Source organism: Blautia segnis (genome assembly GCF_014287535.1).
Taxonomy (GTDB): Bacteria; Bacillota; Clostridia; order Lachnospirales; family Lachnospiraceae; genus Blautia_A; species Blautia_A acetigignens.
In genome coordinates, this window is sequence record NZ_JACOOT010000037.1 from 1 (window position 1) to 17,849 (window position 17,849).

At 46.9% G+C, this 17,849-nt stretch carries 14 protein-coding genes and 1 riboswitch; of the genes, 4 read left to right on the forward strand and 10 right to left on the reverse strand.

The genetic code is table 11. The features are described from left to right. Positions 1-201: 201 nt before the first annotated feature. Both H8S54_RS15605 and H8S54_RS15610 read left to right on the forward strand, forming a co-directional pair. Positions 202-1,179: an AraC family transcriptional regulator gene (locus H8S54_RS15605; protein ID WP_021924597.1), complete on the forward strand. Its 978-nt coding sequence runs from the start codon at positions 202-204 to the stop codon at positions 1,177-1,179. A 167-nt stretch (positions 1,180-1,346) separates the two neighbouring features. Continuing rightward, the gene (locus H8S54_RS15610) at positions 1,347-3,017 is read left to right on the forward strand and encodes an alpha-glucosidase (RefSeq protein ID WP_117854863.1); all 1,671 of its coding nucleotides are present in this window, start codon (positions 1,347-1,349) and stop codon (positions 3,015-3,017) included. 96 nt (positions 3,018-3,113) lie between these two features. Here H8S54_RS15610 and H8S54_RS15615 read toward each other — a convergent pair whose 3' ends face one another. Then, positions 3,114-3,836: a helix-turn-helix domain-containing protein gene (locus H8S54_RS15615; protein ID WP_207725626.1), complete on the reverse strand. Its 723-nt coding sequence runs from the start codon at positions 3,834-3,836 to the stop codon at positions 3,114-3,116. Positions 3,837-4,202: 366 nt separating this feature from the next. Continuing rightward, positions 4,203-4,307: riboswitch (TPP riboswitch) on the forward strand. Between the two features lie 348 nt (positions 4,308-4,655). Between H8S54_RS15615 and thiD the strand changes: the two genes are divergently transcribed. Then, positions 4,656-5,468, forward strand: a complete 813-nt coding sequence (thiD, locus tag H8S54_RS15620) for a bifunctional hydroxymethylpyrimidine kinase/phosphomethylpyrimidine kinase (protein ID WP_186901788.1) — start codon at positions 4,656-4,658, stop codon at positions 5,466-5,468. A 1-nt stretch (position 5,469) separates the two neighbouring features. Then, positions 5,470-6,648 (forward strand): putative hydroxymethylpyrimidine transporter CytX, encoded by a 1,179-nt coding sequence (gene cytX, locus H8S54_RS15625; protein ID WP_117854858.1) that lies wholly within the window; start codon positions 5,470-5,472, stop codon positions 6,646-6,648. 119 nt (positions 6,649-6,767) lie between these two features. Here cytX and H8S54_RS15630 read toward each other — a convergent pair whose 3' ends face one another. The 9 genes from H8S54_RS15630 to H8S54_RS15670 form a co-directional block, all read right to left on the reverse strand. After that, positions 6,768-8,090 carry an alpha-L-fucosidase gene (locus H8S54_RS15630; RefSeq protein ID WP_021925231.1) on the reverse strand — a complete coding sequence of 441 codons (1,323 nt, stop codon included), beginning with the start codon at positions 8,088-8,090 and terminating at the stop codon, positions 6,768-6,770. A 64-nt stretch (positions 8,091-8,154) separates the two neighbouring features. Further along, positions 8,155-9,420, reverse strand: a complete 1,266-nt coding sequence (locus H8S54_RS15635; RefSeq protein WP_021925230.1) for a M28 family metallopeptidase — start codon at positions 9,418-9,420, stop codon at positions 8,155-8,157. 162 nt (positions 9,421-9,582) lie between these two features. Beyond that, entirely contained in the window at positions 9,583-12,072 is a 2,490-nt protein-coding gene (locus H8S54_RS15640; RefSeq protein WP_173768175.1) for a transglutaminase domain-containing protein, read from the reverse strand. A 127-nt stretch (positions 12,073-12,199) separates the two neighbouring features. Beyond that, entirely contained in the window at positions 12,200-12,946 is a 747-nt protein-coding gene (locus H8S54_RS15645) for a copper homeostasis protein CutC (RefSeq protein WP_021925228.1), read from the reverse strand. Positions 12,947-13,047: 101 nt separating this feature from the next. Further along, positions 13,048-13,809, reverse strand: coding sequence for a DeoR/GlpR family DNA-binding transcription regulator (locus tag H8S54_RS15650; RefSeq protein ID WP_117854850.1), 762 nt, complete (start codon positions 13,807-13,809; stop codon positions 13,048-13,050). Positions 13,810-13,944: 135 nt separating this feature from the next. Beyond that, the gene (locus H8S54_RS15655; RefSeq protein WP_021924363.1) at positions 13,945-14,919 is read right to left on the reverse strand and encodes an ABC transporter ATP-binding protein; all 975 of its coding nucleotides are present in this window, start codon (positions 14,917-14,919) and stop codon (positions 13,945-13,947) included. Further along, entirely contained in the window at positions 14,909-15,907 is a 999-nt protein-coding gene (locus H8S54_RS15660) for an ABC transporter ATP-binding protein (RefSeq protein WP_021924364.1), read from the reverse strand. Before H8S54_RS15660 ends, H8S54_RS15655 begins: the two co-directional genes overlap by 11 nt. An 8-nt stretch (positions 15,908-15,915) precedes the next feature. After that, on the reverse strand, positions 15,916-16,839 hold the full coding sequence (locus tag H8S54_RS15665; protein ID WP_021924365.1) for an ABC transporter permease: 924 nt from the start codon (positions 16,837-16,839) through the stop codon (positions 15,916-15,918). A gap of 2 nt (positions 16,840-16,841) precedes the next feature. Then, on the reverse strand, positions 16,842-17,780 hold the full coding sequence (locus H8S54_RS15670) for an ABC transporter permease (protein WP_021924366.1): 939 nt from the start codon (positions 17,778-17,780) through the stop codon (positions 16,842-16,844). Positions 17,781-17,849: the final 69 nt, after the last annotated feature.

Here is a 17,849-nt window from a genome sequence, read left to right on the forward strand (position 1 = left end):
TTAATTTTAATTTTCTGAAAACTTATTTATTTTTCAGTATTCCAGAAGCAATTCCTTGCGACAGCTTGTTTAATATACCACTGCCGCAAGGAGAAGTCAAGCACTTTTTACAAATAATTGCAGATTTTTTTGTTTACTATTATCTTGCATCTGAAACAGCGCTGTAATACATTATAAGAAAGTATTTTTATGGAGGCGATTATGTACCATCCACAATCCCCAGAATTAAAAGAAGCCAGCCCACACGGGACCCAGTCCTTTCCCTGCGCATTTTATCAGACGCAAATGAGCGGTCATGGGTTTATGGTAAAACATCACTGGCATAAAGAAGCTGAGATTCTGTATTTTCCAGGCGGGAATTTCAGAATGGAAATTAATATGGAAGCTTTTGATATCCGATCGGAATGCTTCTATTTTATTAACCCTGGTGAACTGCACAGCGTTCGGGCTGCTTCTACAGAAGTCGTGCAGGAATATGCAGTGGTCTTTCACCCGGAGCTGCTTTGCTCCCCTTTTTATGATACGGTTCAGTCCCAGCTCATCCAGCCGCTGCAAAACGGACAGCTGCATTTTCCAAGATCCATTGAAAAAGAACATCCAGCTTTTCCCCGGCTGCGGACCATATTTCTGAATATTGCAGAAGCTTTTTCCCACTGCTCTTCGCCCGAAACTCTGACAACGGAAACGGAGCATTTTCACCTCACATCCCTGCGTGCCTCCGGAACGGTGTCGGTGGAGCTTGCAGACCAGCTGACGATCAAGGCTTCCCTTCTGCAATTTTTCGCTCTTATGTCCAGATACCAGCTTTTTTCCCGGACAGAAAAAACGGATGACCACAGAGTGGAAACGATCAAGACGGCGATTACCTACATCCGGGAGCATTACCAGGAGAAAATATACATCCGTGACCTGGCTTCCCTGATCGGGCTTAACGAGCAGTACTTCTGCCGTTTTTTCAAAAAAGCCATCGGGCTGTCGCCAGTGGAATATCTGAATGAGTACCGGATTCGGCAGGCAGTGCGGCTTTTGAAGGACAGCTCGCTTCCGGTTACGGAGGTCTGCCTGGACTGCGGATATAATAACATGGGAAATTTTCTCCGGGAATTCCGCAGATACACAGGTACTACGCCGCTGCAGTACCGAAAACGCAGCCAGACTCCTGAGCATATAAATGTATAGTGCTGTTCTGCTTTCCTCCTCAAATTGCATTTATGAAACGCCCAGTTTTAAAATGTCAAAATTTCGTATTTTTTTATCATATTAAGGGAAGTTTTTTCAAATATATGTATGTATAATGTACTCATAACAAAGACGCGAACTACACTTTTTTACAGGAGGATATACATATGGAAAGAAAATGGTGGCAGGATAAGGTTGCCTATCAGATTTACCCGAAGAGCTTTTACGATACAAACGGTGACGGAATCGGCGATCTGCCGGGAATTATAGAGAAGTTGGATTACCTGAAGGATCTTGGCGTAGATATCATCTGGCTTTCCCCGTGCTATCGCTCTCCGCTGGCAGACCAGGGCTACGATATTTCCGATTATTATGACATTGACCCCCGCTTTGGCACCATGGAAGATATGGACCGCCTGATTGCAGAAGCTAAGAAGCGCGGCATGTACATTCTGATGGATCTGGTTGTAAACCACTGCTCCGACGAACACGAATGGTTCAAAAAAGCCTGCCAGGATCCAGATGGAAAATACGGAAACTTCTTTTATTTAAGGGACAAAAAAGAAGACGAGCTTCCAACCAACTGGCGCTCTTATTTCGGCGGCCCTGTGTGGGAGGATCTTCCGGGAACCAACAAGCAGTATCTTCATGTTTTCCACAAGAAACAGCCAGACCTGAACTGGGAAAATCCGGAACTTCGTGAAGAGGTTTACAAGAACATCAACTGGTGGCTGGACAAGGGCCTGGGCGGTTTCCGAATTGATGCGATCATTAATATTAAGAAAGCTCTTCCCATGCATAATTACGAGCCAGACCGCGAGGACGGACTTTGCTATATTGGAAAAATGCTGGAAGAAGCGACTGGAATCGGGGAATTCCTTGGAGAAATGCGGGACCGCACCTTTAAGCCACACGATGCTTTTTCCGTAGGCGAAGTTTTCAACGCAAAGGACGAGGAGCTTCCGGATTTCATTGGGGATAATGGATATTTCTCTTCCATGTTTGATTTCAATGAAACGATTTTCGGCGGATCGGAAAAGGGCTGGTATGACTGTAAGGAAATTACACCGGACGATTACAAGCGCTGCTGTTTTGAGACACAGGCAAAAATGGGGAATTTCGGATTTGTTTCCAATATTATTGAAAATCATGACGAGCCTCGTGGTGTGAGCCACTATATTCCAGAGGGAGACTGCTGCAATACCAGCAAAAAGATGCTGGCAGCATTGAATTTTATGCTCCGCGGACTGCCGTTTATTTATCAAGGCCAGGAGCTTGGCATGGAAAATGTGCCGTTTAAATCCATTGATGAGGTGGATGATATTTCTACTTTGGATGAGTATAAGGTTGCACTGGATGCGGGACTTGCTCCTGATGCAGCATTGAAGGCAGTTGCACGCCGCAGCAGGGATAATGCGCGGACACCGATGCAGTGGTCAGATGGGAAAAACGCTGGATTTACCACTGGCACTCCATGGCTTCGGGTGAATCCCAACTATACTGCCATTAACGTGGAAAAAGAAGCGCAGGATCCGGACTCTGTACTGAATTTCTATAAGAAACTGATTGCACTTCGCAAGGATCCGGAATATAAGGAGACAGTTGTGTACGGTGCTTTGGAGCCATTTATGGAGGAGCGCCACAATCTGATGGCTTACTACCGTAAGTGGGATAAGACGCTTCTGGTAGTTGGAAATTATCAGTGGGATGAGCAGGAAATTGAGCTTCCAGGCGCATGCAAAAAAGTGCTGATCAATAATTATCCAGATGTAGTTATAGATGGAAATAAGATTAAGCTGCATGGATATCAGGTGCTGGTTCTGGAATTGGCAGCATAATAAAAAGGACTGCCCTCGCCGAATCGATTTTTCTTTCTCAGGTAAATCGACTCTGCGGGGCAGTTTTTGATTATTTGGAAAATTCGGGCAAAGGGGTTATTCCTTTTGGGAAGTATTTCTTTCCTGCTCCATCTCCCACTCTTCTTTGCGTATCTGCGCTACAATCCCTCGAACTCCGACCACAACAGCAAGACTAACGGCAAAAATAATCACTGTATAAATTTTTTCACCGAAATTCAAATCTTTTATGTAAGACAGACCCCCGCTGACCACAAAATTGACTGACATAATTACCAGAAACGTCACGGCACCGATGATCCGTTCCAGCATTACATTTGATGTGCGGAATTTCCTTGCCGGCAATTTTTTATCCAGATAACTCACGCAGAAGATCAGTACCAACGCCAGGAGCCAACAGGTAATGCTGATATAATGAATCAGTGGAAGTCCGCTGATTTTTCTAACAATAAAGGGAAAATCTACCAGGACAAATATTGTCAGGTTAAGGATATACAGCACCACCTGCAGTCCCATAAGCTGTCCAGTGCTAACAGAGTCCATGAGCATTTTCTCCGTCTCTTTCTGGTACTGCTCCGGCTCTAAATGCTTCCCTGCCAGAAGCTCGCTGACAGAAATGTCCAGTTCTTTGCAGAGGGGCTCCATAAGGCTCACATCTGGAAAGGAGCGGCCCGTCTCCCACTTGGAAACGGCGCGGTCCGTTACATTTAATTTTTCACCCAGCTGCTTTTGGGTTAGTTTTTTCTCTTTGCGGCATGCGGCGATGAATGTGCCTATTTCATTTTTTGTTATGTCGGTCATGATGTGCCTCCTTGTGATGGTTCTTTCTTCTAGTACATCGTTTCGTAAATAACTATACCAATCGCGTAGGATGTGGATTCGAGTGTGCAGGTATAAAAACGCAGGCGTAGCGGGCTACGCTGAGGCTTTTATACCTGGGCAATCGGATTCACAGGCAAGTGAGTGGTATAGTTATTTCGAAAACGATGTACTAGTAAGAACCTTGCCGCGATCAAGACAGCCGTAGGAATCTGGCTGATTTGTTATCTTGATTATGCCATAAATCAGGGAATTCGTCACCCTACCGATGGTTGATTGCGGTAAAATTGCGGAATTTTTTATCTTACAAACAATTTATTGACAAATTTTCCCATTATTACTATAATGACAAAAGAACAGGGGAGCTTGTAAACAGGCTGAGAGGAAATTATGAATTTCGACCCTTTACCTGATGCGGATAATGCCGCCGTAGGAAGTCATAATGATTTTTTTCGGAGACACCAGAACGCGGGTGTCTCTTTTTTATTTTGAAAGTCCTGGACGGCAACCATGAGTGAGCCATGCCTGCATGAGCGAATTCATGGATATCGGACAGGCTAGACCGTATGAGTAAGTAGGGCAATAGCCCGGATTACGAATACGGGCGGCAACTATGGGAGCGTCGCAGACGCGTAATAGCTGACTTTCAAATGTCTGCGCAGCAGACATTTCCTTATAGAGGCAGCAATGCAGCGTTCGGCTGGGGGCACCACTTTCGGACGCTATATAAAATTAATGCATAAATAGCACCAGTTCCTGTCCGGTATTTTCCAGGCAGGACAAGAGAAAGGATGAGACATTATGAGAACAGCATTAACAATCGCTGGAAGTGATTCCAGCGGAGGCGCCGGTATCCAGGCTGATATCAAGACAATGATCAGCAATGGAGTATATGCTATGAGTGCAATTACCGCACTTACCGCACAGAATACTACCGGTGTAACAGGAATCATGGAGGCAACGCCAGAATTTCTGGCAGAACAGCTGGATAATATTTTCACAGATATTTATCCTGACGCAGTGAAAATTGGAATGGTATCTTCCAGCGCATTGATTGAAACGATTGCGAAGAAGCTTCATCAGTATGATGCCAAAAACATCGTTGTGGATCCAGTTATGGTAGCCACCAGCGGAGCCAAGCTGATCAACGACGAGGCAATTGATGCTCTGAAAAGCCAGCTTCTTCCCATGGCAACGGTCCTCACTCCAAATATTCCGGAAGCTGAAGTTCTTTCCGGAATGAAAATAGAGACAGCCGACGATATGATCAAGGCCGCTGCTGCCATTGGGGAAAAATATCACTGCGCAGTGCTTTGCAAGGGCGGACATCAGCTGAACGATGCGAATGACCTTCTGTGGCGTGACGGCGGTTACAAATGGTTCCAGGGAAAACGGATCAACAATCCCAACACGCATGGAACCGGCTGCACTTTATCCAGTGCCATTGCTTCTAATCTTGCAAAGGGATTTGACCTGGATACTTCTGTGGAACGTGCCAAGAAGTACATTTCCGGTGCTCTGGCTGCCATGCTGGATCTGGGAAAAGGCAGCGGACCTATGAATCATGGATTTGCAATTCAAAATGAATTTACATTAGCCAAGGAGGACAACTAACATGACCGAAAAACGTACCTCAATCTTCGAAAACGGCCTGATCTGGTTCGGCGCAGGCGTTTCCTTGGCAGAAATCCTCACAGGAACTTACTTTGCCCCGCTGGGCTTTCAAAAAGGGCTTCTTGCCATTATTATCGGACATCTTATAGGCTGCACCATGCTTTTCCTTGCAGGCGTGATCGGCGGCAAAACGCGCCGCAGTGCTATGGAAACTGTAAAAATGAGCTTCGGGGAAAAGGGCGGAATCTTCTTTTCCTTCCTGAATGTGCTCCAGCTGGTGGGCTGGACTGCCATTATGATCTATGACGGCGCGCTGGCAGCTGACGGTGTGCTTCATACAGGCAGCTGGGTATGGTGTCTGGTTATTGGCGCACTGATCGTGCTGTGGATCTTCATCGGTATCACCAACCTGGGAAAAATCAACACCATCGCAATGGCGGCTCTGTTTATTCTCACACTGGTGCTTTGCAAGCTGATCTTTTTTGATGGCGGCACAGCACTTGCCATTGGAGAAGAGGCAATGTCCTTTGGCGCTGCTGTAGAGCTGTCTGTAGCAATGCCGCTGTCCTGGCTGCCGCTTATCAGCGACTACACAAGGGAAGCAAAGGAACCTGTGAAGGCTACCGCAGTGAGTGCGATTATTTATGGCCTGGTAAGCTGCTGGATGTACGTGATCGGTATGGGCGCTGCTATTTATACCGGAGAGTCTGATATTGCACAGATCATGGTAAAAGCAGGACTTGGAATCGCAGGACTTCTGATCATTGTATTTTCCACTGTTACCACCACATTCCTGGATGCTTATTCCGCCGGAATTTCTTCTGAATCTGTATTTTCCAGGATCAATGGAAAATATGCGGCCATTGCAGTGACTGTGATTGGAACCATCGGCGCCATTGTTTATCCAATGGACAATATTACAGATTTCCTGTACCTTATTGGTTCCGTGTTTGCACCTATGATTGCCATCCAGATTGCAGATTTCTTCCTGCTCAAACGCGCCGACAGCCTGGGCGAGGCCGTTGACATCACAAATGCTGTGATCTGGGTAATTGGATTCATTCTGTATCGAATTTTAATGAGAATTGATATCCCGGTAGGAAATACACTGCCGGATATGGTGATCACTATTTTGATCTGCATGGCGGCACGAAATGTTTTTAAAGAAAAAAATTCATAAATCAACCAATTCCATGTAGTAATAAACATGAAAGCCCTCAGAGAAAAAACTCCGAGGGCTTTCGTTTTGGCTTATCGAAACGTATCGTATTCACACCGTGTATAGGAACCAGACATGCTTTAATTTTCGTTTTCCTCCAGCGTCACTTCCACAACTGTATCCCGGGGATCTGGGAGGGGGTAGCTGTCGCAGGTGTCTGCGTTAAGGAAGAAAAACTGGTTCTGGGAGTATTCTTTCAGATTCCAGTAGTTTGTCAGGCGAACTTCGGAATTGTCGCTGATGCGGCGGAGTCTTTTAATCTTTCCGTGGATTCCGGTGAGGGGAATGGCTCCTGCCTGGGCTTCCATAACGTGGGCGTAGATCTTGCTGCCATTGCGGGTGTAGCGGCCCCATTCCGGCTTGTCAATTCCGGCGTAGCCGCAGCCGTAAATACTCTTGGAGTTCTCGTCCATCCACTCGCCCACTTCTTCCAGAATCTTCACGGATTCCTTTGGAATACGGCCTTTGGCATCCGGGCCTACGTTCAGAAGAAGGTTGCCGCCTTTGCTGACACACTCAACCAGCATATGAATGACCATCTCCGCTGATTTATAATGGTGATCGCTGGATGCATAGCCCCAGTTGTTGTTCAGGGTCAGGCACGCTTCCCACGGCACCGGATCACCTAACTCATTGCGGATTCCTGCCGGAGGGATCATCTGCTCCGGAGAGGCGAAATCTCCGGAATATTCCGTTGGGTTGGCTGTAAGAATAGAACCGGAATCCTCTGCACTTCCTTCCAGACGATTATCAATGATCAGCCACGGCTGAATGGAACGCACCATAGAAATCAACTCCTGTGCTTTCCATTTATCACATTTCATATCCCCATAAGAAAAGTCGAACCACATCAGATCCAGCTTTCCGTAATTGGTGAGAAGCTCCTTGATCTGTCCGAACATAAAATCCAGATAACGGTCAAAATTGCGGTTCTCGTTGGAGCACTCCGGGTGATTGCGCATTGGATGATGCATGTCGCCATAGTGCGGGAAATCCGGGTGACGCCAGTCAATAATGGAAAAATACAGGCCTACCTTGATTCCTTCTGCACGAAAAGCTTCCAAAAATTCTTTTACCAGGTCTTTGTGGCAGGCTGCATTCATGGAATTGTAGTCTGTCAGCTTGGTATCAAACAGGCAGAAACCGTCATGATGCTTGGCGGTAAGTACGGCGTACTTCATGCCGGCCTTCTTTGCCAGACGAGCCCATTCTCTTGGATTGTAATTTTCTGCTGTAAATTCTTCTGTCAGTGGGCAGTACTCCTCATGGGGAATCTGCTCCACACTTCTTACCCACTCACCACGGGCTGGAATTGCATACAGCCCCCAGTGGATAAACATGCCGAAACGGGCATCACGGTACCACTCGGTACGTTTGGTTCTTTCTTCGATTACTTTATTCATTTCTTCGTCCTTTCCTATCAAAAATATCTCAACCAATCAAATAAATACTCAGTTCAGAATTTTATCATGAAGCAAAATACTTCTCCAATTCCCTCTTCATATCTGCGGGAATTTCCCGCTCAAATGAAAGCTCTGGCTCATTTGCCACCCATGCGGCAGCTGTGCAAAGGGTTTTCGCCCCTTCCGCCAGCGCACGGGGAGAAATATATTCTACGGTATCGTGTCTCGTATGCATGCCGAAACCATCGCGGTTCAAGGTAAGAGCTGGAACAGCTTTCCATGCAAAAGTGTTGGAGTCGCTGGCCCAGACCTGGTTTTTGATGGTAACGCCAAGCTGATTTTCCTCCATAAGCGCTTTTAACGCTGCGCACACCGTAGGATCCGCAGTCACTCCCAGCACATTTCCTCCAAGAAGCTGTCCTGCCAGATCTACATTCAGATTAAATACATGTTTTCCCATTTCGTTTTCATGGGATTTCACATAGTTCTGGCTTCCGATCAGGCCTTTTTCCTCGGAACCGAACCAGATGAACTCCATGGTTCTGGCTGGTCTGTGCTCTGCGAAATAAAGAAAAGCTTCCATCGCCATAGCACCGCCGGACATGTTGTCATAGGCTCCAGGACCTTCCGGCACAGAATCATAATGAGCCGTCACTGTGACGATTTCCTCTGGAAATTCAGTTCCCAGAATGCGGACTGCCACATTGGCAGAGTTCCGGGAAATTTCGCTCTGCTGAATATTCAGCCTGCACATGGAAGCTTCTTTTTCTACAATTTCCACGGCATCCAGATAATGAATAGCTGCCCCCGGAAGGTCACATGCCTTGCGGCGGTACTGTATAGGCGTTCTGTCCTCGCCCTGATCAAGCGGTGTACCGCAAACCGTCACAAATCCCACAGCCCCAGCATCCTTAATCTTGTTGATCATATCCTCCCGTACAGGGTCGCACACCAGCACAACAGCGCCCTTCGCCTTAGAAAGACTGATGTCATCTCCTTTTCCTACGAAAAGAAATGGGGCAGTGATGCCTTCTGCCGGGGTGCATGCACCGTTCAAATATGCACGCACCCGATAAGATTTCTCATAAGGTTGGCAGATGGTCAATTCAGCTCTTTTCTCCTGGAAATCCGGGCACTGGAAAAGCTCCATGCGGGGAGTCTGGATATAGGTTTCTTTTCCTGGCTGAGCTGCGATCTTTTCCGCTTCCTTCAGGATGTATTCTGCTGCCTTGTGTTCCCCTTTTGTCCCGGACTCACGGACATAGGCGGTATCCGCAACAAATTGATAGGCTCTTGTTCCATCCGGGTGAATTTCTGTGTAATGATTCATAATATATACTCCACTAAAAACAGTTCTCAGTTCCAAACACAGTTTAATATTATGTATTGTTCTTTATAGTTGCCGTTTGTCTCATATGCCAAAATCATGCTTCGCATAATTTCTCACCACAATTCACCAAACATTATCCATGAAAAATCATTTTTCAAAGGCTTACATCTCCGGCACTTCTTCCATAATACGAATCAGCATATCGCCGGTTCCTACATTATAGCCGCTGGTTGCATAAATTCCCACAGATTCTCCGTTTGTTACCAGAATAAGCGGAAGCTTATCCGGGTCCACATACATTCTTCTGCCCAGAAGCTCAATGTTTTCCTCAAAGGAATCGTAGTAAACGGAAATCTTCGGGAAAGTCTTCAGAACCTTTGCAAGAAGCGGGTCGCCCTTAGCTTCCCCAGTACGAATCATAAAGGAAATGCAGGTTTCAAACTGGTGGAATTTTTCTGCATGTTCCAGCATTTCGTTCAAAATATGCTCGGTAGGCTCACGGCTCTCTTCCAGCCACATAAGGATTTTCTTGCCACCCCGGGTAAGGTCTGCGCAGGTCACAATTCCGCCATCTGCATCTTTTACCTCAAACTCTGGCAGGGAAATACGCTCCAGCATATCCCCCAGCTGTGCTTCCCGAAGGCGCAGAGTTTCGTAATGTTTCTCTTCGTCCTTCACAATGATTGTCTTTTCCCAGGAGAACTGGTTTCCGTTTGGCAGGCGGTTGGTGGTGATGATCCGGTATGTGCCTGGAATCAACGCCAGTTCCAAAGTATCTCCTTCCCAGGCTCTGTTTGTAAGATCCAGGGAAGCATATTCGTTTCCAACAAGACGTCCAATGGTCCAGTTCTGGTAATAATTCCACTGGGTACCCTCTTCCTTTTTCAGGTAAAGAGCTGCGCTCCATTTCTCCTGTTTCAGAACAGATACAAACTGGCATTTATCCCAGTACTCCATTACATGGCTTCCAGGATTTAATCTGGCCGGGATTCCAAGAGTACGGGCAATTGCTACGAAAAGCACTTTCTGGGAGCGCTCTGTTCCGATGCCGGATATCAGACATTCGTATGGAGTCTCCATTACAGTCTCACGCTCGTTATATGGGTAAGCAGTAATGAGCTCTCTGATATAGTTCCAGATTTCTGCCGGGTTCTCACGGAAAGCGGCTTTCTGTTCTTCTGTAAAGAATGAGAGAATACCTTTTCTGTATGGGCGAAGAAGCTCGTATTCTACACGGGGATTCAAAACATAGTTGATATATAAATCGTACTCATCTGCTTCTCTATACTGCTGTGCATATATTTTGCCATATGCAAGATGCTCTTCCAATACGCTGCACACGCAGTCCGTGTGATCCTTCTCAGACAAAACATCTGCCATTGCCTGGCGAAGCTCTTTCTCATCTTCTCCTGCAAGAAATGCCGTCAGTTCTGGATTCACCCAGTTCTCTTTCTTCTCGCGGCGAAGCTGATTCGCCTCATTCAGGCGGCGGGTTCCGATTGCTTTCTGCTCTGGAGTGGGCATATCCGGGTTCACAGGAGTGTCTACAGGTGCGATCACATCTACAGCTTTCCAGTCCTCTGCTGCCACAGCCTCTCCTGTAAGAATCAGCTTCACATTCACCTGCTCTCTGGTATCCACATCTGCCTGGGCAAATCCTTCCATGTCCGGGCGGAACGCGGCAACACGCACGCTTCCAAATCCGGTAACCAGAGAAACGTTTCCATTCTCATCTGTCATAGCTTTGGCAATGGGATAATATTCTCCCATGTTCAAAACCTGGAACTGTACCTGGGCATCTTTCACCGGTGCACCTGCATGGTCTGTCACCTGTACTGTCACTGTCTTAACCTTTGCATAGCGCGCAGTCTGGTTTAGCATAACCGCTGCCCCCTCTTTGCCGATCACATCCTCCCCTTCTGCGGGGAAAAGATCAAACAATCTGGAATGGACCATCATGGCTCTGGAGGAAGCATTGGTAAACCAACCTTTGTTCAGAATCATAAGGGGCTCGCACGCTCCTGTGAAATACCACTTTCCATCGCACCACAGCTCTACCCATGCATGGTTGTCATCACAGTGGGACCATCTTGGCACATACACCTGACGTGCCGGGATTCCCACGCTTCGAAGTGCATTTACCAGAAAAACAGACTCCTCGCCGCAGCGTCCATAGCCTCTTCTGTACACCGTAAGAGCCGGAAGGGTTCTGTCATCTCCGCTGTGATAAGTAGCTTCCTCGGCGCACCAGTAATTTACTTCAATTGCCGCATCTTTCGCATTTTTTCCTTCAATACGATCCTTTAACTCATTCCAGAAAAACGTTCTGCAGGGAAGTACTTCTTCCTCATTCACTCTATGATCCAGAATATAGTTCAAAAACATTTCCTCTGGAAGCGCATGCACTCGTTCCAGATGATTATAAAGAAACAACCCATGACCTGCAAAATCCTTAATATCCTCGAAAGAATAATTCACCAGATCACTATACGGCGCTGTCACATACAAATACTTCATAGCCAGCGCCAGGTCCCTGTCACAGGCATCCAGTTTCCCGCAGATGTTCTTCAGCGGCTCTCTGTCCGCTCCAAGCTTTTCTGTTAATTTCAAAAATTCTTCTTCAATTTTCTTCTCACTGTTCTGAAGAAACATATATTCATCCTCCTCATCGAAAGAAGTTTATTATAGAAAAAACGCCCTTTCACGAAAAAACTGTTCTTTTTTGTGAAAGAGCGTGTAGCGTGACGGAGACAGCCAGCGGCACCCGTCCGCTGCTCCATCACAAAGTAGCTAATACATTCCGGGCTCTTCTTACTTCTGCCTCGCTGGTCCTGAAAATCTCAAACTCGCTTAAAGACGGCAAGCCCATGCTCACTCCGTCCTTGCGGTACTGCATCTCACTTTCCAGCACAATTTTGCCCGTCATATGATAATCTGTGATTCCGGTCTTCTCATAGATAGAAGAAATGGCATCTGCATTTACCCCGGCGCCAGCCATAATATGAATACGGCCTGCGCTTGCCTTCACCAGGTCAGCAAGAAGCTGGGAGCCATCCACGCAGTTATTCTTCTGTCCTGATGTAAGAATGGTGTGAAAACCAAGGGAAATGGCCTGCTCAAGAGCCTCCATAGGATCCCTGCACACATCAAATGCACGATGCAGGGTCACGGACATTCCCTTCGCTTCCTCCATCAGCTGTGCAAGATGCTCCACATCCAGAGAGCCATCCGGCCGCAGCATACCGATCACCACGCCCTGCGCTCCCAGCTCACGGAATCTTCTCACTTCTGAACGAATAATATCAAATTCATAATCTGTATAACAAAAATCACCGAATCTTGGGCGGATCAGAGCATGGATCTTAATGTCACTGTGCTCTCTGATCTCACGGAAAAGGCTCTCAGAAGGGGTTGTCCCTCCGATCACCACATTCCCGCAAAGCTCAATCCGGTCCGCTCCGCCTTTTTCAGCGGCAAGTACAGATTCCACAGAATCTGCGCATACCTCCAAAATAAACTTTTCCATATCCTCTTTTTCCTTTCACGTTCCTGTTCACTGCCTTCGCAGCAACGCGCTTCGCAAAATTCTATCATTCATGGACAGAAACTTATTTACGCAATCCTTTCTCAGTACAGCGCAACGCCAAGAGAATCCAGCATGTCCTGAACGGAACCATCTGGAAACTCATCCGTGATAATTCCATCCAGCGCATCCAGCTGTGTAAATTTGTAAGATTCATTAAAATAAAATTTCTCCCGCTCCATCACAGCGTACTTATGTCTGCTGCTCTCAATGGCAGCTTTCTTAGTCAGGCCGTCCTCCACGCCCAAAGTGGTAACGGTGTGATCCATCATATCAATTCCGCAGCTTCCCATAAAGGCCCGGTCAAAGCTGTATTGCCGGATCACCTGGATTGCTGCGGAGCCAAGGAACCCGTTTACTGTGGGATACATGATTCCCCCGGTTCCAATGGCTGTGATCTTGGGATTTTGCGCAAGCAGCTGTAGAATATCGATCATGTTGCTTACTACGGTAAGCTGCATGTTGGATTTCGCGATCAGCTTGGCAAGTTCAATATTGGTTGTGGAAATATCCAGAAAGATTGCCTCTCTTTCCCGGATCAGTTTCATGGCCTTGGCCGCAATCACCATTTTCTTTTCCACATGATAATTTCTTCTGTCGATAACATCTCTTTCCAGCGGGTAATCCTGGGAAAGAATCGCACCACCGTAAGTTCTTTTTAATTTGCCGGCATTTTCAAGAGTTTTCAGATCTTTACGGATGCAGTCCTCTGTCACCTGAAACATTTCGCTCAGTTCCCGGACGCGGACTTTCCCCTGTTCCCGAAGGACTTTCTCGATGGCTTGCTGCCTTTCTTCAATGAACATCCTTCTTCCTCCTGTTTCCCGTTACATTTCTGTTATCTGCCAGCGGCTTACCAGAAAGCTTCTAAATAATATTGCCCACAGACAACACATCCTTCTTTAGAAAACCTGCTGGTCATTGCTGTACAGAGTGCTTATCTACTGCACCTGGCTGCAGGCAACAAAATGTCCCGGTTTTACCTCAACAAGCTTCGGCTGGCTCTTATGACAGCTGTCCTTGCAAACCGGACAGCGGCTGCAGAACTTACACTCATCTCCAAGTCCGATGGGGTTCGGAAGAGTACCCTCCAGCATGATTCTCTGACGGTTCTTCTCAATATCCGGATCCGGAATCGGGATGGCGGAAAGAAGAGCCTTGGTGTACGGGTGCATGGGGTTCTCGAAAAGCTCCTCGCTCTCAGCAAGCTCAACCAGTGATCCTAAGTACATAACACCGATACGGTCACTGATGTGCTTAACCATAGAAAGGTCATGGGCAATAAACAGATAAGTCAGTCCTCGTTCTCTCTGAAGCTGCTCCAGAAGGTTGATAACCTGAGCCTGAATGGAAACGTCCAATGCGGAGATTGGCTCATCACAAACGATAAAATCCGGATCCACTGCAAGTGCACGGGCGATACCAACTCGCTGGCGCTGTCCGCCGGAGAACTCATGAGGGAAACGGTCTGCATGCTCTGCCTGCAGTCCAACTGTCTCAAGAAGCTCCAGGACCTTGTCGTTACGCTCTTTCTTATTCGCTGCAAGGCCGTGGGCATCAATTCCCTCTGCTACAATATCCAGAATCTTTCTTCTTGGGTTCAGGGATGCATATGGATCCTGGAAAATCATCTGCATTCTTCTGCAAAGCTCATGTCTCTGCTTCTTATCCAAATTCTTGTCAATCTTTAGTCCGTCGAAGGTTACGCTTCCTTCGGTAGGCTCATAAAGATGGATCACAGTTCTTCCAAATGTGGATTTACCGCATCCGGACTCTCCAACCAGACCAAGAGTCTCGCCCTTGTAAATCTGAAGGGAAACGTCATCCACTGCTTTCAGGATCTTTTTGTTTCCAACATCAAAATATTTCTTCAGGTTCTTTACGTCAAGAAGTACCTGCTTGTCATCATTTTTCATCAGCTTTTACCTCCTGTGCCATCTCATCCAGCATCCAGCATGCTGACTTGTGATTCTTGCCGCATTCGGTATAATCCGGCATAAATTTCTGGCAAACGATCATCGTCTCCTGACATCTTGCAGCAAAAGGACATCCCACCGGCGGATCCATCAGATCTGGAGGAGTACCTGGAATGGCCTGAAGCTCGCCGCCTTTTTCGTGTGCTTTCGGAATGGAACGGAGAAGTCCCTTGGTGTACTCGTGACATGGGTTGTGGAAAATATCCGCCACATCACCAGTCTCAACCAGCTTGCCGCCGTACATAACTGCTACACGGTCTGCAATGTTTGCCACAACGCCAAGGTTGTGGGTAATGATAATAATAGAGGTCTTGATTTTCTTCTGAAGGTCGCGCATCAGATCCAGGATCTGTGCCTGGATGGTTACGTCAAGTGCTGTGGTAGGCTCATCCGCGATCAGCACCTTGGGATCGCACGCAAGGGCAATGGCGATCACAACACGCTGTCTCATACCGCCAGATAACTGATGAGGATATTGGTCATAACGTGCCTCCGGATTGGAGATTCCAACCAGGGAAAGAAGCTCAATGGCTCTTGCCTTGCGGTCTGCCTTGCTCATCTCCTTGCAGTGCTCCTTGAGCATTTCCTCGATCTGTTTTCCAACCTTCATGGTAGGGTTCAGGGAGGTCATTGGATCCTGGAAGATCATGGCGATCTCGCTTCCTCTGACCTGCTGCATCTGACGCTCTGTGTATTTGGTCAGGTCATTTCCCTGGAACATAACAGTTCCGTCTACTACTTTTCCATTCTTGGGAAGAATTCCCATAACGCCCTTCATGGTAATGGATTTTCCGGAACCGGACTCTCCAACTACCGCAAGGGTCTCCTGCTCATTCAGGTAAAAATCCACGCCGCGCACAGCCTGCACAACACCTTTGTGCGTCTTGATGTGGATGGTAAGATTCTTTACTTCTAATATTTTTCCCATAGCTGTACCTACTTTCTCATCTGCGGATCAAGGGCATCACGAAGTCCGTCGCCCAGAATACTGAAGCATACCATAATCAGTACGATAACGATAGCCGGGAAAACCAGTACGTGCGGATACATACGCAGTACCTGATAGCCGCCGTTGATCAATACACCAAGGGAAGCCTGCGGCTCTGCCAGACCGATACCGATAAAGCTTAAGAATGCCTCTGTGAAAATAGCACTTGGGATTGTGAACATAACGTTGATTACGATAACGCTGACTGTGTTCGGGATCAGATCCTTCATAATAATATTGAACTTGCTGGTTCCAAGAACCTGGGAAGCAAGAACGAATTCCTGGTTTTTCAGCTTCAGGATCTCAGCACGGACAAGTCTTGCCATGTTTACCCATCCGGTAATGGAAAGGGCTGCGATAATAGTTCCTACACCTGCCGGGAACGCCATCAGGAAAAGGATTACGATAATAAGGCTTGGGATACCTACCAGTACCTCGATGATACGCTGCATCACAGCATCCACCTTGCCGCCGAAAAGAGCGGAAACAGCACCGTAAAGGACTCCGACTACAAGGTCAAGAATTGCAGCTACAAGTGCGATCATAAGGGAAATTCTGGTTCCCATCCAGGTACGTACCCAAAGGTCACGTCCAAACTGGTCAGCACCGAAAATATGTGCTGCGCTCGGAAGACCGTATACATTGTTATAATCTGTATCTCTAAATGAATATTTACTGAAAATCGGTGCAAAAATGGCAAGCAGGATAATTGCTACCAGAATAAATAATGCTACAACTGCTGCCTTATTCTTTTTCAGACGGATCCATGCATCTGCCAGCATAGTGGAAGCCGGAGCTGCGATATGCTCTTTCTCAGAGGCTTCTACCTTTGCTTTCTGATACATGCTGCGGTCAATTTTTGATTTGTCCACAATCAGCTCTCCTTTCCTTTAGCAAGACGAATTCTCGGGTCAATAAGAGAATAAGCCAAATCAACAAGCAATACGATCAGCATATAAAATGCTGCATAGAAAATAGTAATACCCATGATTACCGGATAGTCATTGGCTTTGATACAATCTACGAAAAGACTTCCGATTCCGGGGATACTGAAGATATTCTCAACAGCGAGGGATCCTGTCATAAGGTTTACCACAATAGGTCCTAAAATCGTGACAACCGGAAGAATGGAGTTACGTACAGCATGACGCATCAGCACCTTCATCTGGCTGAGACCTTTCGCTCTGGCTGTTATGATATAATCCTGATCCAGTACATCCAGCATTTCTGTACGCATAAAGCGGGCAACCATGGCTGTTGCACTAAATGAAAGCGCAATGGACGGCAATACGGAACAGTTCCAGCCGGTCCAGAATCCAACCGGGAGAACGCCCCATTTCAGACCAATGTAATACTGGAGAAGGGCTGCAGCGACGAAGTTCGGCACCGAGACGCCCAGCACGGCCAATATCATGGTAAAATAATCAATTCCGCTATTGTGCTTCCAGGCAGCCAGGATTCCTAAGATCAATCCGATTGCAAGTCCGATCAGTACTGCCTGGATACCAATCAAAGCAGATGGTCCAAGACGTCCTGTGATAACTTTGGAAACATCCTGGTTTACATAGGTAAAGGAAGTACCTAAATCTCCCTTGAGCATGTTCTTAATATATTTCACATACTGCATGGGAAGAGAATCATTTAATCCGTACATTTCCAGCACACGTTCCTGCTGCTGGGGCGTCATAATGCTAAAACGCTCCGCATCAAAAGGTGTACCCGGAAGATTTTTCATCATGAAAAAGGTACAGGTCACGATTACCCATAAGGTAACCAGGATGTACCCTAATCGCTTTAATACATATTTCAGCATGACATCACCTTTTCTTTCTGTAAAAACAGACCGTATACCGGCTGAAGCAGCCACTTCTGTATACGGTCC

Bases quoted from the DNA above. Each gene is read 5' to 3' on its own strand.
- H8S54_RS15605 (WP_021924597.1), top strand. From the start codon at position 202: ATGTACCATCCACAATCCCCAGAATTAAAAGAAGCCAGCCCACACGGG.
- H8S54_RS15610 (WP_117854863.1), top strand. From the start codon at position 1,347: ATGGAAAGAAAATGGTGGCAGGATAAGGTTGCCTATCAGATTTACCCG.
- H8S54_RS15615 (WP_207725626.1), bottom strand. From the start codon at position 3,836: ATGACCGACATAACAAAAAATGAAATAGGCACATTCATCGCCGCATGC.
- thiD (WP_186901788.1), top strand. From the start codon at position 4,656: ATGAGAACAGCATTAACAATCGCTGGAAGTGATTCCAGCGGAGGCGCC.
- cytX (WP_117854858.1), top strand. From the start codon at position 5,470: ATGACCGAAAAACGTACCTCAATCTTCGAAAACGGCCTGATCTGGTTC.
- H8S54_RS15630 (WP_021925231.1), bottom strand. From the start codon at position 8,090: ATGAATAAAGTAATCGAAGAAAGAACCAAACGTACCGAGTGGTACCGT.
- H8S54_RS15635 (WP_021925230.1), bottom strand. From the start codon at position 9,420: ATGAATCATTACACAGAAATTCACCCGGATGGAACAAGAGCCTATCAA.
- H8S54_RS15640 (WP_173768175.1), bottom strand. From the start codon at position 12,072: ATGTTTCTTCAGAACAGTGAGAAGAAAATTGAAGAAGAATTTTTGAAA.
- H8S54_RS15645 (WP_021925228.1), bottom strand. From the start codon at position 12,946: ATGGAAAAGTTTATTTTGGAGGTATGCGCAGATTCTGTGGAATCTGTA.
- H8S54_RS15650 (WP_117854850.1), bottom strand. From the start codon at position 13,809: ATGTTCATTGAAGAAAGGCAGCAAGCCATCGAGAAAGTCCTTCGGGAA.
- H8S54_RS15655 (WP_021924363.1), bottom strand. From the start codon at position 14,919: ATGAAAAATGATGACAAGCAGGTACTTCTTGACGTAAAGAACCTGAAG.
- H8S54_RS15660 (WP_021924364.1), bottom strand. From the start codon at position 15,907: ATGGGAAAAATATTAGAAGTAAAGAATCTTACCATCCACATCAAGACG.
- H8S54_RS15670 (WP_021924366.1), bottom strand. From the start codon at position 17,780: ATGCTGAAATATGTATTAAAGCGATTAGGGTACATCCTGGTTACCTTA.